At 48.0% G+C, this 22,550-nt stretch carries 20 protein-coding genes and 1 tRNA gene; 14 read left to right on the top strand and 7 right to left on the bottom strand.

Annotated features, from left to right (window positions below; translation table 11 throughout):
- The first annotated feature begins 9 nt into the window (after window positions 1-9).
- The 6 genes from J5W02_RS12620 to J5W02_RS14780 all read left to right on the top strand — a co-directional run bounded on the left by J5W02_RS12620 (window position 10) and on the right by J5W02_RS14780 (window position 3,996).
- Window positions 10-486: a cell division protein SepF gene (locus J5W02_RS12620; RefSeq protein ID WP_219966051.1), complete on the top strand. Its 477-nt coding sequence runs from the start codon at window positions 10-12 to the stop codon at window positions 484-486.
- Window positions 486-1,241: a YlmH/Sll1252 family protein gene (locus J5W02_RS12625; protein ID WP_219966052.1), complete on the top strand. Its 756-nt coding sequence runs from the start codon at window positions 486-488 to the stop codon at window positions 1,239-1,241. The genes J5W02_RS12620 and J5W02_RS12625 overlap by 1 nt, the downstream gene beginning before the upstream one ends.
- A gap of 14 nt (window positions 1,242-1,255) precedes the next feature.
- The gene (locus J5W02_RS12630) at window positions 1,256-2,026 is read left to right on the top strand and encodes a DivIVA domain-containing protein (RefSeq protein WP_219966053.1); all 771 of its coding nucleotides are present in this window, start codon (window positions 1,256-1,258) and stop codon (window positions 2,024-2,026) included.
- 100 nt (window positions 2,027-2,126) lie between these two features.
- Window positions 2,127-2,606, top strand: coding sequence for a signal peptidase II (gene lspA, locus J5W02_RS12635; RefSeq protein ID WP_219966054.1), 480 nt, complete (start codon window positions 2,127-2,129; stop codon window positions 2,604-2,606).
- Complete coding sequence (locus J5W02_RS12640; protein ID WP_219966055.1) at window positions 2,606-3,526, top strand: RluA family pseudouridine synthase; 921 nt, start codon at window positions 2,606-2,608, stop codon at window positions 3,524-3,526. Before lspA ends, J5W02_RS12640 begins: the two co-directional genes overlap by 1 nt.
- A 23-nt stretch (window positions 3,527-3,549) precedes the next feature.
- Window positions 3,550-3,996: a ComEA family DNA-binding protein gene (locus J5W02_RS14780; protein WP_330659762.1), complete on the top strand. Its 447-nt coding sequence runs from the start codon at window positions 3,550-3,552 to the stop codon at window positions 3,994-3,996.
- A 79-nt stretch (window positions 3,997-4,075) separates the two neighbouring features.
- Here J5W02_RS14780 and J5W02_RS12650 read toward each other — a convergent pair whose 3' ends face one another.
- Genes J5W02_RS12650 through J5W02_RS12665 form a run of 4 tightly spaced genes read right to left on the bottom strand, consistent with a single transcriptional unit; the run spans window position 4,076 to window position 9,122 of the window.
- The gene (locus tag J5W02_RS12650; protein WP_219966056.1) at window positions 4,076-4,309 is read right to left on the bottom strand and encodes a hypothetical protein; all 234 of its coding nucleotides are present in this window, start codon (window positions 4,307-4,309) and stop codon (window positions 4,076-4,078) included.
- Between the two features lie 16 nt (window positions 4,310-4,325).
- The gene (locus tag J5W02_RS12655; protein WP_219966057.1) at window positions 4,326-5,402 is read right to left on the bottom strand and encodes a 6-phosphofructokinase; all 1,077 of its coding nucleotides are present in this window, start codon (window positions 5,400-5,402) and stop codon (window positions 4,326-4,328) included.
- A gap of 30 nt (window positions 5,403-5,432) precedes the next feature.
- Window positions 5,433-7,550: an RNA degradosome polyphosphate kinase gene (locus J5W02_RS12660; RefSeq protein WP_219966058.1), complete on the bottom strand. Its 2,118-nt coding sequence runs from the start codon at window positions 7,548-7,550 to the stop codon at window positions 5,433-5,435.
- Window positions 7,551-7,568: 18 nt separating this feature from the next.
- Entirely contained in the window at window positions 7,569-9,122 is a 1,554-nt protein-coding gene (locus J5W02_RS12665) for a Ppx/GppA phosphatase family protein (RefSeq protein ID WP_219966059.1), read from the bottom strand.
- 291 nt (window positions 9,123-9,413) lie between these two features.
- On the opposite strand from J5W02_RS12665, the gene larE reads away from it, so the two are divergent.
- Window positions 9,414-10,226, top strand: coding sequence for an ATP-dependent sacrificial sulfur transferase LarE (larE, locus tag J5W02_RS12670; RefSeq protein ID WP_219966060.1), 813 nt, complete (start codon window positions 9,414-9,416; stop codon window positions 10,224-10,226).
- Window positions 10,227-10,317: 91 nt separating this feature from the next.
- On the opposite strand, the gene J5W02_RS12675 is transcribed toward larE, so the two are convergent.
- From J5W02_RS12675 to J5W02_RS12685, 3 genes are all read right to left on the bottom strand, one after another.
- The gene (locus J5W02_RS12675) at window positions 10,318-11,091 is read right to left on the bottom strand and encodes a sulfite exporter TauE/SafE family protein (RefSeq protein ID WP_219966061.1); all 774 of its coding nucleotides are present in this window, start codon (window positions 11,089-11,091) and stop codon (window positions 10,318-10,320) included.
- A 100-nt stretch (window positions 11,092-11,191) separates the two neighbouring features.
- Window positions 11,192-11,749: a GNAT family N-acetyltransferase gene (locus J5W02_RS12680; protein WP_219966062.1), complete on the bottom strand. Its 558-nt coding sequence runs from the start codon at window positions 11,747-11,749 to the stop codon at window positions 11,192-11,194.
- Window positions 11,750-11,988: 239 nt separating this feature from the next.
- A tRNA-Ser gene (locus tag J5W02_RS12685) sits at window positions 11,989-12,074 on the bottom strand.
- A 189-nt stretch (window positions 12,075-12,263) separates the two neighbouring features.
- Here J5W02_RS12685 and asnS point away from each other — a divergent pair.
- From asnS to J5W02_RS12720, 7 genes are all read left to right on the top strand, one after another.
- Window positions 12,264-13,658, top strand: a complete 1,395-nt coding sequence (gene asnS / locus J5W02_RS12690) for an asparagine--tRNA ligase (protein WP_219966063.1) — start codon at window positions 12,264-12,266, stop codon at window positions 13,656-13,658.
- A gap of 28 nt (window positions 13,659-13,686) precedes the next feature.
- Window positions 13,687-14,079, top strand: a complete 393-nt coding sequence (locus J5W02_RS12695) for a bacteriohemerythrin (RefSeq protein WP_219966064.1) — start codon at window positions 13,687-13,689, stop codon at window positions 14,077-14,079.
- Between the two features lie 187 nt (window positions 14,080-14,266).
- Window positions 14,267-15,547 carry an aminotransferase class I/II-fold pyridoxal phosphate-dependent enzyme gene (locus J5W02_RS12700; protein WP_219966065.1) on the top strand — a complete coding sequence of 427 codons (1,281 nt, stop codon included), beginning with the start codon at window positions 14,267-14,269 and terminating at the stop codon, window positions 15,545-15,547.
- 147 nt (window positions 15,548-15,694) lie between these two features.
- Window positions 15,695-17,104 (top strand): preprotein translocase subunit SecD, encoded by a 1,410-nt coding sequence (locus J5W02_RS12705; RefSeq protein WP_219966066.1) that lies wholly within the window; start codon window positions 15,695-15,697, stop codon window positions 17,102-17,104.
- A complete protein-coding gene (gene secF / locus J5W02_RS12710) occupies window positions 17,101-18,057 on the top strand; it encodes a protein translocase subunit SecF (protein ID WP_219966067.1) in 957 nt (318 codons plus the stop codon). Before J5W02_RS12705 ends, secF begins: the two co-directional genes overlap by 4 nt.
- Window positions 18,058-18,254: 197 nt before the next feature.
- Complete coding sequence (gene recJ / locus J5W02_RS12715; protein ID WP_219966068.1) at window positions 18,255-20,321, top strand: single-stranded-DNA-specific exonuclease RecJ; 2,067 nt, start codon at window positions 18,255-18,257, stop codon at window positions 20,319-20,321.
- 1 nt (window position 20,322) lies between these two features.
- The gene (locus J5W02_RS12720) at window positions 20,323-22,500 is read left to right on the top strand and encodes a RelA/SpoT family protein (RefSeq protein WP_219966069.1); all 2,178 of its coding nucleotides are present in this window, start codon (window positions 20,323-20,325) and stop codon (window positions 22,498-22,500) included.
- Window positions 22,501-22,550: the final 50 nt, after the last annotated feature.

Raw genomic sequence — 22,550 nt, forward strand, 5'->3', positions numbered from 1 at the left:
GGGTTAGCTATGGCAGGAATTGTAGAAAAAATCAAGGATATGTGGAATCCGCCGGAAGACGAGTACGACTACGACTATGACGGTGTTCAACAGGAGGAAATTTCTTCCCGTCAAAACGAAGAACCTGAAATCCGTGAACGTGACACGGTTAAGCGCGCACCCACGCAGAGCAGCGGAAACAAGGTTGTGAATATCCATGCAACCGCTCAGCTTCAGGTCGTTCTGTTTAAGCCGGAACGTTTTGGGGAAGAGACCTGCGCAGTTGCGGACGAGCTTTTGAAAATGCATACGGTAGTGTTAAACCTTGAAAATACAAACAAGGATGTTTCCCGCCGCATCATCGATTTTTTGAGCGGTGTTGCTTACGCAAACGGCGGAAAGATCAAGAGAGTTGCCACCAGCACTTTCATTATCACACCTTATAACGTTGACCTCACCGGTGACGACGTTTTAGATGAGCTGGAAAACAACGGCGTTTATTTTTAATGGATAAACAGTCGGCCAATGCAATTTTTGAAGCCAAAATTTGTGATGCCGTACGTCTTGCACAAAGCGGAGCGAAGCCCCGCTTTGTGGGCTTTTTGGACGAGTGCCAGGCGCTTACGGCACAGAAAATCATGAATCGTCTTTCCTTTAAAAACTATATGCTCTGGGGCGGATATAACGGCTCGGAGCGTGTGGTTTTTGGTGCGTTTCCGGACTTTACGGAGCCGGATACCGAATCGTTTCCCATTACCGCGGTGACCGCAGGCTACCGTGCCTGTGATCTGCTTACCCACCGCGATTTTCTCGGCGCTCTCCTTGCAAACGGACTCCAGAGGGAAACGCTCGGAGATATCCTTGTTGAGGAAGGCCGCTGTGTGATTTTTTCCCGCAGCGAGGTAACAGATTACATTCTGTCTCAAACACAAAAAATCGGCAGAGTCGGTGTCCGTTTGGAGAAGGACGCTGCGCTGCCGCTGCCGGTCGGCAGGAACTTTGAAGATTTTTCCGCGGTTGTTGCCTCTTCGCGGCTGGACTGCATTGTTGCGGCTGCCATAGGTACAAGCAGGGAAAAGTCATCAGAGATAATTCGCGCCGGTCTGGTAATGCTGAACCACGAAGTGAACACTTCCGTGTCAGCGGTTGTTACGCCGGACAGCAAACTTTCAATCAGGGGAAAAGGCCGCTTTGTTCTTGACCGCTTAGGGCCCATGACAAAAAAAGGCAGATTGAGTATTGCAGGCAGGAAATATATTTAACGGAGGGCTCCAACATGCTATCAATGAATGACATTATTAACGCCAGTTTCAGAAAATCCGGTTTCTCCGGGTATCGTACCGAAGATGTGGATCAATTTATCGATCAGGTAAAGGAATCCTATGATACGCTTCTCAAAAAAGACCTGGATCAGAAAGAGTCATATGAAAGACTAAAGGCGGAGAACGAACAGCTTCTTGAAAAAATTAAAATATTGGCCGAAAAAGTGGAAGAATATCGTAAGGAAGAGGACGAAATCAAAACCGCTCTTGTCAGTGCACAGAAACTGGGAGATGCCTCTATCCGCGAATCCCGCCACAAGGCGGAAATTATTGTCAAAGACGCCAACATTAAGGCGGAACGCATTATTTCCGGTGCAAAGCAGAGTGTGGTTGAGCAGGAAAAGGAAATGGAGCGTCTTCAGCAGACCGTTTCGGATTTCCGTTCCAAGCTTCTGAACCTCTACAAAGAGCACCTGACCTTAATCGACGCTTTGCCGTCGCACAAGCCGGAGGTTAAACCGGCGCCTGCACAGAATCAGGATGTTTTGGTACCGGAACCGGCTGCTCCCTCCACTGTCCCGGAAGAAGTGGCACAGCCTGCACAGGAGCAGATTTCTGCCGGTCAGCCGGACTCTGTGTTCAGTGCAGAGGTTTCCAATTTTGACGAGAATGAAATTCCCCCGGAAGGAAAACCGCAGCATTTCAGTTCCATTCAATTCAGCGATGATGACGAAACTGCTGGAGACGGTGATTCTACTGACGGAGTCTACAGCCACCATTCTTAAGAGCGTTTTGCCGTTGCGCATGGGCTGTTAACAACTACAGAAAGGGCGGGCTGACTGGTTCGCCCTTTTTCAATCATACCATACAAAAGGAGAGATTCTGTTGGCAATTATTGCACTATTGCTTGCAGCGGCGGCGGTTGCAGCTGACCAGATTTTAAAGCTTCTGGTTACGTCCAATTTGCAGCCAAACAGCGGTTTTAATGTTATCGATGGCTTTTTTAAGATCTTTTATATCCAGAACAGGGGAGCGGCGTTTGGAATGCTGCAGAACCAGCGGTGGTTTTTTATTTTGGTAACTTTGTCCATTTCCGCCGTCATCATTTATGCTTTATTCAAATACAGACAGCATAATTTCTTTTCCTATGCGGCCAGCGTTCTGATTATCGGCGGGGGCATCGGCAATCTGATTGACCGGGTGCTGTACGGATATGTTGTCGATTATATTTATGTTACCTTTTTTCCTCCGATTTTTAATTTTGCCGATTGCTGTGTGACGGTCGGAACCGTATTCTTAATCATTCATATCCTGTTTTTTTCCGATCTGAACAGCAATGCTGAAAAAGTTATCCGATCAAAATAATGCAGAATATTATTAAAATTGAGATACAGCCGGAAGATTCCGGCGTGCGGCTGGACAAACTCATCAGCCTCAAAGTGGATAATATGACGCGGTCTGCGGCCGAAAAGCTGATTGCGGACGGCAACGCGGAGATCAATGGAAAAATCCTTACCAAAAGCTACCGTGGTGCGGTTGGCGACTGCATTGACCTGGTCATTCCGGAACTGAAAAAACTGGATGTCCGGTCAGAAGAGATTCCTTTGGAAATCATGTATGAGGATGAGGATCTGCTTGTTGTCAACAAGCCCAAGGGGATGGTGGTGCATCCAGCCGCAGGCAACGCTACCGGTACGCTGGTGAATGCCCTTTTGGCGCACTGTGGCGATTCGCTTTCCGGAATCAACGGAGTTGTCCGCCCCGGGATTGTCCACCGGATAGATAAGGACACCAGCGGGCTGCTGATTGTGGCGAAGAATGACTTTGCGCATCGGAAACTTGCCGAACAGATAAAAGCGCACAGCTTTACCCGCCGTTATGAGGCGGTCGTACACGGCAATCTGAAAGAAGACGACGGGACGATTGACGCACCCATCGGGCGGCACCCCCTTCACCGGAAGATGATGGCGGTGACCGAAAAGAATTCCCGCAATGCCGTTACGCATTACCATGTTCTTGCGCGGTACAATGGGTTTACCCATGTGCAGTGCCAGCTGGAAACGGGGCGTACCCATCAGATCCGTGTGCATATGGCGTACATCGGGCATCCGATAGCGGGTGACCCGGTTTACGGCCCGAAGAAGCCGGTTCCGAACTTAAACGGCCAGTGCCTGCACGCCAGAGTGATTGGGTTCCTCCATCCGCGTGACGGCCGGTATATTGAAATTACCAGTGATCTTCCGGAATATTTTGTTCGCTTTCTGAAAAAGTTAAAGCAGACTTAACGCAGGATAAGGTGGCGTTCGGCGTGGATGATGAAACTTTGCATGTACGGTATCTCACGGTTATCGCGGCCGTTCTGTGCGCGCTCATTATCGGCTACAATGCTTTTTATGTGCCGGAAGTATCTCTTTCCGACATTATTGTAAAAACAGATACTTCCTCTTCCTTTGATGAGACCTATATCCCGAGAACCGCATCGGAAGCTTCCCTTTCCGCACCGTCCGCTGTTTCATCCAAGCCGGAAAAAACCGCCGGCGGAACTTCGGCGCCGAGCGGAAAGATCAACATTAACACCGCTACGGCTCAGCAGATGAGCGACGGCCTTGACGGCATCGGGGATGTGATTGCGAAACGCATTGTGGATTATCGCGAGAAAAACGGCGCATTCAAAAGTGTTGAGGAAATTAAAAACGTCAGCGGCATCGGCGATAAAATTTTTGCGAATCTGAAGGATCATATTACGGTATCATAACAGAAAAACCAGGTTATACATCCATATAAAAGGCCGGAACAACGTAATCGCTGTTCCGGCCTTTTGCCTGTTTTGTAGATTATTCTTTTGTCTGTACGCTGCCGGTTTCTTTTTCCGTATTGTTTTTTCGGTAAAGGCGTGCGGCTTTTTCAATTTCAGGAAGTGATTTCTGAACCGTGTTGGTGCATCGAACAATCTTCAGAAAAGCGCAGATGTTCAGTACGGCTGTAAAAGCCATCATCGCGGCGGAAACAGCACCAACCATCATGGTTACCGCCATAAAGGCGGGCTTACCGTTTTTTATCGATTTCATTTTACTACCTTCTTTCTTAATCTCCAAAACTGATCCCGATATCGCGTGCGGTTTGAATGATCTCACAATCCTTGGGGACGCCTTTCAGCTTTCCGGCAACGTCGCACAGCGGAACGGGAACAATACTGCCGTTTTGCAGAGCAACCATATTGCCGTAATTTTTATTGGCAATGAGTTTTGCCGCCGCGGTGCCGAACCTTGTCGCCAGAAGCCTGTCGTAGGGGCAGGGACTTCCGCCGCGCTGAAAATGTCCCGGGACGGTCACGCGGATTTCCTGACCGGTTCTCTCGCTGATTTCCTGCGACAGCCGATAGGAGATGGACGGGTAGGGCATGTCGGCCCTTGCGGCTTTAAACTCTTTCTTGCTCATTTTTGCTTCCTGCTGAGAAATGGCGCCTTCCGCGACTGCCAGAATGGAAAAGCGCTTTCCGCGTTTATTCCGCTGATCGAGCGTCTGAGCAATGCTGTCAATATTGTATGGGATTTCCGGCAGCAAAATGACATCGGCACCGCCGGCGATCCCGGCGTGCAGGGTCAGCCATCCGGCCTTGTGACCCATAATTTCCACGATGAATACTCTTCCGTGGGAAGTTGCGGTTGTGTGGATGCAGTCCAGCACATTCGTAGCAATTTCCATTGCACTGCTGAAGCCAAAGGTCATGTCGGTACCCCAAACGTCGTTGTCGATTGTTTTTGGGAGCGTGACGACATTCAGTCCCTCTCCGCTCAGCAGATTGGCTGTTTTATGGGTACCGTTGCCGCCTAAAATCACCAGGCAGTCAAGCTTCATCTTTTTATAATTGTCTTTCATGCATTGGACTTTGTCAACGCTGTTTTCGTCTACTATGCGCATCAACTTGAAGGGCTGACGGGACGTGCCCAGAATGGTGCCGCCAAGGGTCAGAATGCCGGAAAAGTCGTCCGGTTTCATCCGCTGGTAATTGCCCTCTATCAGGCCGCGATAGCCGTCATTAATTCCGTAAATCTCAACATTTTCCTTAAACTCCACATATAACGCCTTTGCGACACCGCGGATGGCTGCGTTTAATCCCTGACAGTCTCCGCCGCTTGTCAAAATTCCGATTCTTTTCATACGTTCCCTCTTTCCCTGAGTTTTTTCTCTTTACTTCCTGAGTTCGGAACTGTAAATTGGGTGGAAAGGCTTATTTCCGTCCTGTTCAATAAATTTGCTTACCGCCGCCCGAGCCAGACGGGAAAACTCTATCTGACAGTTACAGGGGGCTTTCCCTCTTTTGTCTATATGGGTGTACACCGTGTCGGACTGCATCATCCGTGTATTGATATTGTCACTCAGCATCAGATCCAGAATGGAAAATGCCCGCTGCCTGAGATCCTCCTCTTCAATGGGGAATATGAGTTCTACGCGCCGGTCAAGATTCCGCTGCATCCAGTCGGCGCTTCCCATATAGATTTTCGGATTTCCGGCGTTTTCAAAGCGGAAAATTCGGCTGTGCTCCAAAAGCTGGCCGACAATGCTGTGAACGGTAATGTTTTCGCTGATTCCCGTCAGCCCGGGAATCAGGCAGCAAATGCCGCGAACCAGCAGCCTAATCGGAACATTGGCCTGAGAAGCTTTGTAAAGCAGCATAATGATTTCGGGGTCAACAAGAGAATTTACCTTGGCCGTAATTCCGCAGGGCAGGCCCTGCTGGGCATTTGCAATCTCTTTCTCAATCATCCGCTGAAAAAAGTTTCTCATTCCGTGCGGCGCCACCACGAACCGGTTGTATTCCGGCGGGCGGGAGTATCCGGTCAGCACATTAAACAGAGAAGAGGCGTCGGTGCCGTAGGGTTCCTTACAGGTAAACACACCGATGTCGGTATAAATTTTTGCAGTGGAATCGTTGTAATTTCCGGTGCCCATATGAAGGTAACGCCGGATTCCGTCCTCGTCGCGCCGCACCACCAGCAGAATTTTGCAGTGGGTCTTTAGTCCCGCCAAACCATAGATAACATGGCAGCCCGCTTCCTCCAGCTTTTTCGCCCAGAGGATGTTATTCTCTTCGTCAAACCGTGCTTTCAGCTCCACCAGAACAGTGACCTGTTTGCCGTTTTCCGCCGCCGTAATCAGCGCCGCAACAATCGGGGAATGACCGCTGACACGGTAAAGTGTCTGCTTGATTGCCAGCACATTTTTGTCTTCCGCAGCCCTTCGTACAAAGTCCACAACGGTTTCAAAGCTTTCATAAGGGTGGTGAACCATCCTGTCTTTTTCACGGATCGCCTCAAAAATATTGTCATACCCCCAGAAATCGGCGGGGGGATAGACCGGTTCAATCGGTTTAAAGCACAGGTTTTCATATTCCGGAATAGAAGCAAATTTAGAAAAGAAGGTTAAATCGAGCGGGCCGGGCAGTTCATAGATTTCATCTTCGCTGATATCGAGCATATCGATCAGAAATTTCCGTGTTTCCGGGTCACATTTCTGCAGCAGCTCCAACCGCACGGGTTTGCCGCGCTTTCGTTTTTTAATGGATTTCTGTATTTCAATCAGCAGGTCTTCCGATTCCTCATCGATGTCAAGATCCGAATTACGGGTCATGCGAAATGGGCAGGCCGACCGTATATCGCTGAGTTCAAACAGTTCCTCCAGCTTGTACATGATAACATTTTCCAGAAGAACATAGACTTTTCCGTGGTCTGACGGAACTTCCAGAAAGCGGGAAAGGATGGACGGTACCTGTACGACGGCAAAATAGGAATCCTCCTCACCTTTAAGTCGTACCGCAATATTCAGGCTTTTGTTCGCCAGAAGCGGAAACGGGCGGCTTGTGTCCACTGCAAGCGGAGTCAATACGGGGAAAAGCACCTTATCGAAATAATCGGAAATAAAATGCAGCTGGTCGGGGTTCATTTCGTCGGGAAAGATAAAACTGATATTGCTTTTTCTCATTGCGGGGAAAATGGAGCGGTGCAGGCAGGAGTACTGCTTTTCGGCAAAAGTATGAATTTTATTGGAAAGCAGGGGCAGAAGCTGTTTCGGCGTCAGTCCGGAGGGGTCCTCCGCACGGTAGTCGGAATTCACCTGTTCTTTTACTCCCGCAACGCGCACCATAAAAAATTCATCCAGGTTAGAGGCGGAAATCGCCAGAAAACGGATGCGCTCCATAATCGGATTTTCCCGTTCAAAAGCCTCTTCCAGTACCCGGGCGTTGAAATCCATCCAGCTCAGTTCACGGTTGATATAGGGGAATTTCATTTTTTCGGTTTTATCGTTCATGTCAACCTCACAGCCTTTTTATATGAGTGATGATTTGATGGTAAGCACCGGATTGTATCCGAAAACCTCCTTGAAGAAGGGGGCACATTGTTCAAATGCCCATCTCTCAAGATAAACGTTGTCGTTGCTTTCCGCGGTAATCAGCAGTTTGTCGTTATCCAGCTTGACCTTAATGTCCTTGAGCTTTTGTTTTTGGGATTTATCCAGCGCGTTTGCAAGCCGGAAAATCGCCACAAGCTTGGAAACAATCAGCCGGTTTTTGTCGCTGATGCGCAGAAATTCAACATCGTCGTAATTCGGCACATCATATTCATTATAGCGGGAGACGTATGCTGTAATCAGCATTTCATCGTCGGTCATTCCGTAAACATCAATATCTTTAATCAGGTCAAACGCGCTTAAAAGGTGCTGTTTGGCGGTGACGTAGTGTCCACTGTCATGCAGAATGGCCGCCAGTTCCAGAAGGAGCCTTTTCCGGTGGTCAAGTCCGTGCGCACCTTTCATTTTATCGAAGATACGGCAGGCAAATTTTCGGATGTTGTCGGAATGCTTTTGATTGCAGTTGTAGGTTTTGGCGATTTCCTGCGCGCAGGAGATCGCATTTTCACGAACATGCTCAAAGTATTCATCCCCGCTTTTCGGGATCAGCATCAGGCGCATCAGCGCGTCCCAAAGCTCGACTTTGGGAGAGATAATATAATCTGAGGTGGTGAAATCGATGAGAGAAATATAAATTGCTAATGCGGAATACAGCAGTTCCGCGGTCTCTTCGTTGATACCGTACTGTAAGCTGATTTTTTCCTGGGACATGGAGCGGATCTTCTTAAACAGATCAGTGAGCATTTCCGCAGGAATGGTGTAACAGTCGTTTACCGGTTCCACTGAGCAGATTTTTGCAATCAGCTGAATTTCGTTTCCGGTCAGAATCAGATTCGAAACAATTCCCTTGTTGAAGGGGATGCTGATATGGCCGATGATGGAGTGCAGGTATTCTTCCACGACGGTGTAGAAATCTTCTGTCAGCTCCTGTATATTTCCCAGCATGTCATGCAGCTTTAACGCGCCCATCGGGATATTCTGAGAAAAAACCATATGCTTGCCGTTGTAAACGGAGAATCCAATGGTTCCCGCGCCGATATAGGAAATCAGCGCATTTTCGCTTTTTTTGTTTTCAATCTGATTCAGAAAATTCAGTATTTCGGAATAAATGAGCGTTTTTTCCTGATCGTCTTCCAGAACCTGGACAGTGATATCATTTTGAATTTTCAGCTGGTCAAGAACATAGGATCTGTTTTTGGCGTCTCTGAATGCGGTGGTTGCAACAACTTTGCACTGGTCAACTCCATATTCATTCATGATGGAGGAGTAACCGTGAAGAACACGGGAGAGCTCACGCAGGCTTTCAAACCGGATTTTTCCTTCGGTAAAAACCTCATGTCCAAGACTCAGGGGATACTCCAATACATCAATGTCAACGATTTCGCCTTTTTTTAATTGCGAGATTCTCATTTTCAGCATATTCGAACCAATGTCGATTACCGCTGCCACTTTGTTATTCTTTTTTCTGTTCAAAACGCCACACCACCAGTCGGTTTTATAAATCGATTATAACAAATATTGGCTGCTACATCAACATTTTCAGCTTTTTAAGTGAACTTTATTATTCTATTGAGTCCCGTAGAAATTTATGTATTCATAAAGAGGTTTACCAAAAATCCGTATGTGCATGGCAGATGCATGTGAATTATTTTCAGGTTGACATTTGCATGCCCCTGAGATAAAATAATACTAAACCTATAGGAATAGATATAATAGTACATTAGCAGTAAATTTTGAAACAGAATAGGATTGATGGAGAAGATTATGGATTTATTAGAGATAAAGTACGAAAATCTGAAAGAGTATCTGAGGAGTCTGAAAAGCGTTGCGGCGGCTTTTTCCGGCGGGGTTGATTCCACTTTTCTGCTGAAGGTGGCACATGATGTTTTGGGGGACAAGGCGATAGCGGTTACGGCGCGTTCGCTCAGCTTCCCCAAAAGAGAGCTGGACGAAGCTACCACTTTTGCGTTTGAAAACTCCATTCAGCATATGATTGTCGATTCCGAAGAACTGGACATTGACGGATTTTCAACGAACCCGACAAACAGATGCTATTTATGTAAAACCGAACTTTTTACAAAAATCAAGGCGATTGCACAGACAAAAGGAATTGAAAATGTCATTGAAGGTTCCAATTCAGATGACAACGGGGATTATCGCCCGGGTCTAACGGCTGTTGCCGAGCTGGGCATTAAAAGCCCGTTAAGAGAGGCTGGCCTTACCAAGGCGGAGATCCGCCAGCTTTCCAAGCGGCTGGGTCTTCCCACATGGAACAAGCAGTCCTTCGCCTGCCTGTCCTCCCGATTCCCATACGGAGAAAGCATTACGCCGGACAGACTGCGCATGATCGATCAGGCGGAACAGTATCTGCTCGATTTGGGTTTCCATCAGGTGCGTGTCCGTTTTCACGGCAATCTTGCCCGTATTGAAACGGACGAAAACGGTTTTAACGCGATGATGGACAGACAGACCCGTGATAAGATTTATACAAGGTTCAAAGAGATAGGATTTACCTATATCGCGGTGGATATCAGAGGCTACCGTACCGGCAGTATGAATGAAACACTGAAAAAATAAGCCATTTCTCTATTTTTATATACGGGAAACCCCCGGCCGCAGTTCATTTTGCAACGGCCGGGGGTTTTGTATCATCATTGAATAAGCCTGTCTATTTTACCAGCATGTCCCACGCCACTTTGGAAAACAGCAGGATCAATACGAACATCATAACGGGCCGGATAAACCGGGCACCTTTTTTAATCGCCAGTCCGGAGCCAATCCAGTGACCGGCAATGGAACAGACCGCAGCCGGTACTGCTACGGAGTATTGAATCGTGCCTGCCGCAACAAAGGTAATAAGCGCGGCTACATTGGAAGCCAGGTTTACGACTTTTGTATTTCCGCAGGCTGTTTTATAGTCAAATCCCAGAAAAGCGGTGAAAGCAATAATCAGAAAAGTGCCGGTACCCGGGCCGAAAAATCCGTCGTATACGCCGAGCAGCAGTCCAATTCCCGCCGAAAGCGCCATGGCACGCCGTGTGGGAATGTGGTCGAAAGTACTGATGTCCGCGCTATCTTTTTTTCGCGACAGCAGGATGACAACGGCGGCCAAGGGGAGAAGCACCAGCATGGCGACCCGAAGAAAATGGTCGTCCAGCACAAGAGCCAGCCTTGCTCCGGCGTAGGAACCGCCGAGGGCAAATCCAGCGGAAACGAGAGCGACGCGCAGATGAAAACTGCCGCTTTTTAGAAATCTCCCGGTAGAAAATATGGTGCCGATACAGGAAGAAAACTTATTGGAACCGGTGGCAAAATGAGCCGTCATTCCCGTCAGATAATACGCGGGCAGTGAGATCAGTCCGCCGCCGCCCGCAACTGCGTCCACAAAGCTTGCCAGAAATACCAGAGGGCACGCGATAAGAATTTGCTGATACACTTTCATAAGTAGACTCCCCCTGCAATTTTAAATAAAGTTCTCATATTTATGGAAATATCAATGGTACCGCACGATGATTACAGAACCAAAGAAGAAAAATAGGAAGTTAAGACAGCCAACAGAGAGTAAGATCCGTCACGGAAAAGTTCAGCTTTTCATGCAGCTTCAGAGAAGCTTCGTTTCCGGCTATAATTTGAGCGAAAGGAATTCGCCCTTCTGAAAGAAAACGGTTGACGAGAAAGGTTTCCAGTACGGCGGCAACACCCTGACGGCGGAATTCCGGAAGTACCTCCAGCATGCCCATGGCACCTTCCGCATGTGTTCCGATGAATCCGGCGAGCCTGTTTTCTATATAGGCGCCGAACATCGCACCGGATTTTAAGCGACCCAGAACATATGGCTCGTTATCCTCCGCGTGGGTATAATGTTTTAAAACAAAAGGCAGGCAGGTTTCGTCCAGCGGGCGGATTACCGCCCCGGTTTTCGGTACGGGAAGCGGTACTTTTTTTAGATACGCCGTCTGGTGGCAAATCGTTTTTCTTTGCAACGAAAATTGCTTTTGAAGTGTTTTGACATAGCAATTCTGATGCGTAACAATCACTTGAGGATTTCTAAAGATAGAGAGCATTTCAGCGACGGTCTGGTCATCCTGCGCACTAATCATATAAACATCGCACGCTTTATTATAAATCAGAATCCCTCGGCCTGTAGAGTATAATATTTCTGTATCTTTTCTTCTTAAGATTTCCAGCATATCAATATGTAAGAGGTTATTCCTTGCTAAATAGGAAATGGCTTGTGATCTGTCCATCAATACCCCGTATCCTTTCCGACAAACTGAAGAACTGGTTCTTTAACCGGCAGCTATGAAAAAGAGCACCCGCAAACGCGGATGCTCTTTCTTGGCGGAGAGGATGCGACTCGAACGCACAATGCCTTGCGGCACACCACATTTCCAATGTGGCTCCTTACCATTAGAATACCTCTCCAAATGGTAACCGTGTTGCCCGTACATCAGGCAACTCTGATATTATATCGGATGTTACAGGAAAAATCAACCCCTAATTTGAAGATATTTGAAGTTTTACAGAAATTCCTGTATTTTGGTATTGCACACGGTAGGTTCGTGTTATAATATAAGAATAATTTATTGTTGCTAATATTTAGGAGGTATCAGCTTGAAAAGGACTGAAATAGCCGAACTATATTCAAAAAAGGCGGAACTTGGCGGTAAGACCGTTACGGTTTGCGGCTGGGTGCGCACGATCCGGGATTCAAAAGCGCTTGGTTTTATTGAACTGAACGACGGAAGCTGCTTTAAGGGAGTCCAAATCGTCTTTGAATCAGATAAAATTCCTAATTTTACAGAGGTCGCAAAGCTGAACGTCGGTTCAGCCGTTGTGGTGACAGGCGAGTTGCTTTTAACGCCCGAGGCAAAACAGCCTTTTGAAATTCATGCCGCACAGGTGGAAGTGGAAGGACAGTCCACGCCGGATTATCCTTTGCAGAAAAAGCGCCATTCGTTGGAGTATCTGCGTACGATTGCACATCTGCGCCCTCGTACCAACACTTTCAGCGCTGCATTTCGCATCCGTTCCGCTGCAGCGTATGCGATTCATAAATTCTTCAACGAGAATGATTTTGTCTATGTCCATACTCCGCTGATTACCGGAAGCGACTGTGAGGGAGCGGGGGAGATGTTCTCTGTAACCACACTGGACGCGGACAACCCTCCCCGTACGGAAAGCGGAGCGGTGGATTATTCACAGGATTTTTTCCAGAAACACACTTCCCTGACGGTTTCGGGACAGCTGGAAGCAGAGTGTATGGCAATGGCGTTCGGTAAAGTCTACACCTTCGGCCCGACTTTCCGCGCAGAAAAGTCCTACACCCAGCGCCATGCTGCGGAATTCTGGATGATAGAGCCGGAAATCGCGTTTGCCGATCTACAGGACAATATGAAGCTTGCGGAGGCAATGATTAAATTTGTCATCCGTTATGTCATGGAAACCTGCCCGGACGACATCGCGTTTTTCAACCAGTTTGTAGACAAGGGCCTTGTAGATCGTCTGCAGAATGTAATTGATTCCGATTTTGCACGCGTAACCTATACGGAGGCAATTGAGATCCTGAAAAAGAACAACGATCAGTTTGAGTATAAGGTGGATTGGGGAACCGACCTTCAGACCGAACACGAAAAATACCTGACAGAGAAGGTTTACGGCAAGCCGGTCTTTGTAACCGACTATCCGAAAGAGATTAAAGCTTTCTATATGCGTATGAACGATGACGGTAAAACGGTGGCCGCAGTGGATCTGCTGGTACCGGGTATCGGTGAAATTATCGGCGGCAGCCAGCGTGAAGAGCGTATGGATGTTTTGCTGCAGCGCATGAAGGATTTCCATCTTGAAGAGGAAAATTACTGGTGGTATCTTGACCTTCGGCGTTACGGCGGCACAAAGCACGCCGGATACGGCCTTGGGTTTGAGCGCTTGGTTATGTATCTGACAGGAATCGCCAATATCCGCGACGTACTTCCGTTCCCACGGACAACCGGTACGGCTGAATTTTAATAGGAAACAGAGAAAGGATGTGTCTTTTATGGCAATGTGGAAAGAAAACCTGAAAATCGGTGTTCCCCTGATTGATGGGGAACACAAGGAACTCTGTGACAGGATTGACCAGCTCTTTGCCGCCTGCAATCAGGGAAAAGGGAAAGAAGAAATATATAAAACGCTGGAATTTTTGGAGGGCTACACCATCAAGCACTTTTCGGATGAAGAAAAGCTGCAGAGAAGCAGTACTTATCCAAAGTGCAAAGAGCACAAGGAGCTGCACGACTATTTTACAAAGCAGCTTGCAGATCTGAAAAAAGATCTTTCCAAAGAGGGCGCATCGATTGCACTGGTGTCCAAAACCAACTATTTTCTGATGAACTGGCTTCTGAATCATATTCAGAAGGTTGACAGCGAACTTGCCCAGTACATAAAATAGATTTATACAAGAGTTATGAGCAATCCCCTTGACGAGATAGACAGAAATATGCTTGTATTATTGTGATTTTATAATCAAAGATTAAAAAATGCAGGAATTTTATTTTAGACTTGCATTTAATCACGGGTTATATTAGAATAATAGGAGTTTACATATGTATTTTGCATATTATGATAGGGAGATGCTCATGTTGCAATTTTTATCCATGTCAGAATCCGAGCTGTTAAAAGTGAAGGCAGACTTGGAGGACCGCTACAATCAATTTAAAGCACAGGGCCTTAAACTGAATATGGCGCGCGGAAAGCCAGCGACGGATCAGTTGAATCTTTCCATGAAAATGCTGGACACCCTGAATTCCGGGTCGGATATGCATTCTTCAACAGGAGATGACTGCCGCAATTACGGTTTGCCGGATGGCCTGCCGGAGCTGAGAGAGTTGTTCGCGGAACTGATGGGAGTGGACGACAACAACATCATTGTCGGCGGAAACTCCAGCCTCAACATGATGTTTGACGCGGTATCCTGTGCCATGACGCATGGCTTTGCGGGCTGCGAACCCTGGGGCAAACAGGGTCATATCAAATTTTTGTGTCCTTCCCCCGGCTATGACAGACATTTCGCCATCACCGAATATTTCGGTTTTGAACTCATTGCGGTACCGATGCTTGCTACCGGACCGGATATGGACGTTGTTGAAAAGCTGATTCATGACGATGCTTCCGTCAAGGGAATCTGGTGTGTACCGAAATATTCCAACCCCACCGGAATTACTTATTCGGATGAAACTGTCCGCCGGTTTGCAGCGCTGAAGCCTGCGGCGAAGGACTTCAGAATCTTCTGGGATAACGCCTACTGCGTTCATGACCTGACGGATACCCCAGATACCCTGCTGAACCTTTGGCAGGAATGCCGGAAGAACAATACCATTGATTTACCCATCTTCTTTGCATCTACCAGCAAAATTACGTTTCCGGGCGCCGGCATTGCGGCGATGGGAGCAAGCGAAAAAAATCTCTCCGTCCTAAGAGAGCACTATTCCTTTCAGACAATTGGGCCGGATAAACTCAACCAGCTGCGCCATATTTATTTCCTCAAGGATCTGGATGGCGTCATGGATCATATGACAAAGCACCGTGCTTTGCTGGAACCGAAGTTCCGCACCGTTCTCGGAAGGCTGGAATCCGAATTGGGGGGCAAAGGGGTTGCCGAGTGGACCAGTCCCAACGGTGGTTACTTTGTCAGCGTGGACGTTCTGAACGGCTGCGCAAAGCGTGTGGTTTCCCTCTGCAAGGAAGCGGGAGTCACTCTGACCGGCGCGGGCGCAACTTATCCGTACGGCAAGGACCCCAACGATCAAAACATCCGTGTTGCGCCGACTTACCCGCCTGTGGCGGAACTGGAGCAGGCGATGGAATTGTTCTGTATCTGCGTACAGCTTGCGGCTGCGGAAAAGCTCTTAAATAAATGAGGAAAGGGAGCAGTGCTCCCTTTCTTTTTTTAACGCTTTCTGTTAATAATCTTGCCAAATTGATTGACTTTTTAAGGCAATAACAATATAATAAACTTTGTTACGTCTGCGAGGATTCACAGAATACCGAAATTGGAGGATTTACGAATGAAGCGAGTAGCAAAACCAGTTTTTTTCATCGTCGCCCTCCTCATACTGTTTTTAACTTATACCGCCACCTTTGGTATTAAGGGACAAAACGGGGATAATTCGAACACCTACATAAAAGGTGTAAGCGACATTAGATGGGGAATTGACATTAACGGCGGCGTCGAGGCTACTTTCAGCCCCGCAACTTCGACTAAGGCAACTAAGGAACAGATTGATTCCGCCAAATCCATTATCGAAGTTCGCATGACCAGCAAACACATTACCGATTATGAACTTTATACGGATTACGATCATGATCGTATTATTGTGCGCTTCCCATGGAAGAACGACGAAACCACTTTTGATCCGGAAGGCGCAATTCAGGAGCTTTCCGCAACGGCAATGCTTACCTTCCGCGAGGGCGGCGAGTATACAACGACGGAAAACGGCTCCGATGGACAACCCGTCTATAAAACCCCGAAGGGTACCACCGCAGATTCCATCATTCTGCAGGGCAGCGACATTAAGAGCGCCAAAGCAGAAATGTCTCAGGATCAAACAAGCGGTACATCCAAGTATCTGGTCGGCCTTGAGCTGAACGACAGCGGAACCGAAAAATTCGCAGAGGCGACCGAGCGTCTGCAGGGCAAAGTCATTTCCATCTGGATGGATGACGTGATGATTTCCAGCCCGACGGTCAACGCGGTGATAACAGACGGAAAATGCACCATTGAGGGTAACTTTACCGCAGCGGAAGCGTCTGCTCTGGCGAACAAGATTACCGCCGGTGCGCTTCCCTTTAAACTTACAACTACCAACTTCAGCACAATCAGCCCCCTGCTGGGAGCTTCTTCCCTGCACGCCATGCTGATTGCCGGCTGCATTGCATTCGCTATCATTTGTATCTTTATGCTTTTTGTTTTCAGACTTCCCGGCTTTGTGGCGATTATTGCGCTGCTTGGCCAGATCGCACTTTCCTTTGCGGCTGTTTCCGGTTACTTCCCGTTTGTAAACAGCTTCACCATGACCCTTCCCGGTATTGCCGGTATCATTCTTTCCATCGGTATGGGCGTGGACGCAAATATTATTACCGCATCCAGAATCAAAGAGGAACTGTGGGCGGGCAAAACGCTTGACGGCGCAATCCAGAAGGGTGACGACAACAGCTTCTGGGCGATTTTCGACGGCAATATTACCGTTATTATCGTTGCATTGATCCTGATGGGTGTATTTGGGCCTACCAATATTCTTTCCATGATCTTTGGGCCATCCACCACCGGTTCTATTTACTCCTTCGGTTATACTCTGCTCATTGGTATTATCGGCAACTTCGTGTTCGGCGTAACGGCGACCCGCCTAATGACAAAGTCCCTTTCCGGGTTTAAGTTCGCACGCAGCAAATGGTTATATGGAGGTGCCGCAAAATGAGAATCTTTAACATCAAATTCTTTGAAAACAGGAAAATCTTTTTTGGCATTTCTCTTGGTATTATGGCGATTGGCCTGATTTTCAATATCATTTTCGGAACCCAGCTCGACATTCAGTTTACCGGCGGCGCGGTTATCAAATATTCCTACTCCGGATCCATTAAGCAGGAAGATGTAGAGAAAATTGTACAGGATACCGCCAAAAAGGATGTTACGGTTCGTATTCTTGAGAACGTAAAATCGGCAGACGGCGCTGAAGTCAAAAACAATGTGTCCATTTCCTTTGCGGGAACGGATTCTATCACAATTGACAATCAGCAGGCAATCGCAAAAGCCCTTGCGGCAAAATATCCGGATGCCGGCTTCCAGGTTGTCGAATCCAGTTCTGTCAATCCGTCTATGGGCCGCAGTTTTTTTGCAAAATGTATCGCGGCGGTTGCGATTGCTTCTCTGCTGCTGATTCTTTATGTTGCATTGAGATTTAAGAAAATCGGCGGCATGTCCGCCGGTATTATGGCTATTATTGCCCTTTTGCATGACGTTTTGATGGTTTACTTTACCTTTATTATTTTCAGAATGCCGCTCAATGACAGCTTTATCGCCGTTGTTCTGACCATTTTGGGATATTCTTTGAATGATACCATCATTATTTATGACCGTATCAGAGAAAACCGCAGACTGCTTGGGCCAAAAACTCCGTATTCGGTTTTGGTTAATACAAGCATCAATCAGACCTTTACACGTTCCCTTTATACCGCCGGATGCACATTCTCTTCTATTGCGACGGTATATGTAGTCGGCGCTGTTTTCGGTCTGACCAGCGTCACCACCTTTGCACTGCCGATGATGGTCGGTGTTGTAACCGGCTGCTATTCCTCAGTCTGCATTGCCGGCCCGATGTATGTCATGTGGCAAAACCACAAGGCTACCAAAAGGGCGGAAGCAAAGGCCTGAAATCCTGCGAGCTAAAGCCAATATAAATCTATGCCACCGATCTGTTCGGCTGACCTTACGGCTGCCGGCGGTCATCGGTGGCTTTTTATTATCGTATGCAGGATTTTTGACTCCTTTACCCGCACATGATGCAGATTAAATATTGAATATTTTTTGTCAAAATGATACAATAAGCAATTATGGGGTAGGTGTAGTGCGTGAGTATAAAAAAGTGGCAGGTCTTTTCGTGTGACGCTCGGTCGGCGGAAAAAGTAACGAAAGAAACCGGTATTCCCGAACTTTTAGCAATTTTGCTTCAGGCCAGAGGAATCACAGAGCCTGAACATGTCCGTGAGCTCTTTCAATCAGAATTGCATTTTTCTGATCCGTTTTTGATGGCAGATATGCGTCAGGCGGCTGACCGTATTTTAAGTGCGGTGGACGGATTTGAAAAAATAGCGATTTACGGGGATTATGATGCGGACGGCGTAACTTCTACCGCGATGCTGTATTCCTATCTGGAATCCTGCGGCGCAAATGTGCTGTACTATATACCGGAGCGCGAGGGCGAAGGCTATGGCCTTAACAAAAACGCTATTCAAATACTGCACGAACAGCAGGTTAACCTGATTGTTACGGTTGACAATGGAATCTCTTCTATTGATGAAGTCGATTACGCAAACAGTCTTTCTATCGACGTTGTGATTACGGATCATCACCGGCCGCGCGCGGAACTGCCGCGTGCCTGTGCTGTGGTAGACCCTTACAGAACCGACTGCAAAAGTCCGTACAAGGATTTTTCTGGGGTCGGTGTCGCCTTTAAGCTGATTATGGCTTTGGAAGGGGAAGACTGTGACATTACAGCACTGCTGGACAACTATGCCGATCTTGTCGCAATCGGAACAATCGGTGATATTGTTCCTCTGACGGGAGAAAACCGCAGCCTTGTCAAAGCAGGACTCAGAATCATATCCCACAATGACCGGCTTGGACTCCGTTCTTTATTGGAGCAGGCAGGTATGGAAGGACGCAAACTGACTGCCGGAAATGTCGCATTTACTATTGTACCGCGAATCAACGCAACAGGGCGTATTGGTTCCCCCGACAGGGCGGTTCGCCTTTTGCTGACGGAATACCCGGAAGAGGCGGGAGAGCTTTCTTCCGATATCAATGATGACAATGAATATCGGCGCCAAATTGAGAAAGAGATATATGAAAAAGCGCTGCAGCAGTTAAGCGAGGAGCCGCAGCGGCTTTACGACCGTGTTTTGGTGATAGAAGGCGAAAATTGGCACCACGGAGTCATTGGAATCGTTTCTTCCAGAATTACCGAACAGTTCGGCAAACCGAGTATTATTATTTCGTATTCCGGAGAAGAGGCGAAAGGTTCCGGCAGAAGTATTGAGGGCTTTTCCCTTTTTGAAGCAGTGCGTTCCTGCGATAAGCTGCTGACTCGCTACGGCGGTCACCCCATGGCTGCGGGTCTCACCTTGCCGACGGAAAATATAGCGGCTTTTCGAAAAACGATCAATGACTACGCCGCTTCGCTGAACGGCCCGATGCCGGTACCCGTCATCAAAATAGACTGTCTGTTAAAACCCCAGCAGCTTACGCTGGATGTCCCAGAATATGTTCAGGCTCTGGAACCGTTTGGAATGGGGAATCCGTCGCCGCTTTTCGGTCTGTATCATATGAAATTGTCCGACATTACGCCGGTCGGCGGGGGAAAGCATCTGCGCGTTACGGTGTCACAGGGCTCCGCAACGGTACGCTGCATGAAATTCGGTACTACGCTGGAACAATTCCCTTATCTTCCCGGCGATATCCTAGACCTTGCGGTCACGCTGGAAGCAAGGGAATATAACGGTAAAAATACGCTGTCCGTATTCATAAAAGATCTGAAACGGTCGGATGTGGATGTAGAAAGCGTCATTTCCGGTCTTGCTCTTTATGAAAAATCCAAAAGACAGGAACCGTTAACACAGCAGGAAATTTCCGACCTGATTCCGGATCGTGACGAATTTGCCGCTGTTTACCGTGCAGTACGCGCCGGCAACGGTTTCTGCGGGGAAGCGGAGGGCCTTCTGGTAAAGACCGGTTCGGATCGGCTGGGTTTTGGAAAGCTGCTGACAGCGCTGGATGTACTTTCCGAACATCATTTGATTAAGCTGGAGAAATCCGGCAATATCTGTATTATAGAAATGTTACATACGGAAAAGAAAGTCGATTTGTTCCGTTCCGACATACTCGATCAATTAAAACGACTTGGAAAGGCGGGTGAATAATATGGCGTGGCCGTTGATGACTTATGATAATCTGGTCGCATTAATCAAAGAGAGCGAACATGACTACGACATGGATGTAATTGACCGCGCCTATCAACTCGCGGTTAAATCCCATGAGGAGCAAAAACGCCTTTCCGGAGCACCCTATATTTCCCACCCGGTAGCGGTTGCGTGTATTCTTGTGGAATTGGGTATGGATACCGAATCCGTTGCGGCCGGTCTTTTGCACGATGTTGTGGAGGACACACCGGTCAATCTGGAACAATTGAAAAAGAGCTTTGGCGCAGATATTGCCAATCTGACGGACGGCGTAACCAAACTCGGCCGCATCCCGTATTCCTCCAGAGAGGAACAGCAGGCAGAGAATCTGCGTAAAATGCTGATTGCCATGGCCGAGGATATCCGCGTTATTATTATTAAGCTTGCTGACCGTCTGCACAATATGCGTACGATTGAATTCATGCCTCCACAGAAACAGCGTGACAAAGCGCTGGAAAATATGGAGGTTTACGCGCCGATCGCGCACCGCTTAGGTATCCGAGCCGTTAAAGAGGAACTGGAGGATCTTTCCCTTCGTTGCCTGGACCCTGTCGCGTATGAGGAAATTGAAAGCAGTCTGGAATTAAGAAGCAGTGAGCGGAAGGCGTTTATTGACCGCACTAAAAAGTGCATTTTTGAACGCGTATCGCCGCTGATCCCCAACGTTTATCTGGAAGGAAGAGTCAAGAGCATCAACGGCATTTTCCGGAAGACGTTTATTCAGGGCCGCTCTATGGATGAAATTTACGATATTTACGCTGTGCGTGTGATTGTCGATACGGTAAACGACTGCTATAACGTTCTGGGTGTAATCCATGATATGTACCGTCCCATTCCGAACCGCTTCAAGGACTATATCTCCACCCCGAAGCCGAATTTATATCAATCCTTGCATACGACGGTGATCGGGAAGGACGGAATTCCGTTTGAAGTTCAAATCAGAACGTGGGAAATGCATCATACCGCCGAATACGGAATTGCGGCCCACTGGAAGTATAAGCTCGGTCTTGGCGGGAAGAGCGGCGATACGCTTGAGCAGCGTCTTGCGTGGATTCGCCAGATGCTGGACAATCAGAAGGATAATGAGGACGCGACCGACCTGGTGCGCACCATCAAGTCGGATCTGGCTCCGGAAGAGGTCTTTGTCTTTACCCCGCGAGGCGATGTAATCAACCTGCCGTCCGGCTCAACGGTAATCGACTTTGCTTACGCCATTCACAGTGCCGTTGGCAACCGAATGATCGGCGCCAAAGTGGACAAGCGCATTGTCCCGATTGATTATAAGGTGAAAACCGGTCAGATCATTGAGGTTTTGACTTCCAAAGAGACCCGTGGGCCAAGTCGTGACTGGCTGAAAATTGTTAAGACGAGTGAAGCCCGCAATAAGATACGCGCATGGTTTAAGCGTGAAAAGCGTGATGAAAATATTGTTGAGGGCAAAGCTGAACTCGAACGGGAATTCAGAAGAAACGGCATTGATCTGAGCGAGTCGGAGCTTGCAGCCCTGCTGGAAAAGATCGGTGCCAAACAAAACTGTGCCACGGCGGACGATGTATACTCCGCCATCGGCTACGGCGGAATACAGCTCTGGAAGATCATGCCGAAAATCAAAGAAGACTATATGAAGGAAAAGCGTCCGCCGGTTGCTGCCCCGGCGCAGCCGACCTCTAAACCGGGCCCGAAAAAACCGGTCGGCGGCGTGACGGTTGACGGTATGGACAACTGCCTGATTAAGTTTTCACGCTGCTGCAATCCTCTACCCGGGGACGATATCATCGGCTTTATTACCCGCGGCTTCGGCGTTTCCATTCACAAGCGTACTTGTTCCAATGTTCCGCAGAATCTGCAGGAAGCGCCGGAACCCGAAAGATGGATTAAGGCGCACTGGACGGGTGAAGTGAAAGAGGAATTTAAATCCACACTGGAAATTGTGGCAAATGACCGCTCCGGCCTGCTTGCCGATGTGACCCAGCAGCTTTTCAACATGCATATCTTCATCCATTCGCTGAATTCCAGAGAAACCAAGGATGGCAGCGCCGTGATCTCCGCGACCATTACCATTAATGGGCTGGATCACCTGAACAGTATTATTAACCGCCTCAACAATATTGAGGGGATTGTTTCGATTAAGCGTTCCTAATACCGACCGGATGGGCGGAGCCATTGGGAATTAACAAGAAGAAATTGGAG

It is taken from the genome of Caproiciproducens faecalis, from assembly GCF_019448085.1.
GTDB lineage: Bacteria > Bacillota > Clostridia > Oscillospirales > Acutalibacteraceae > Caproiciproducens > Caproiciproducens faecalis.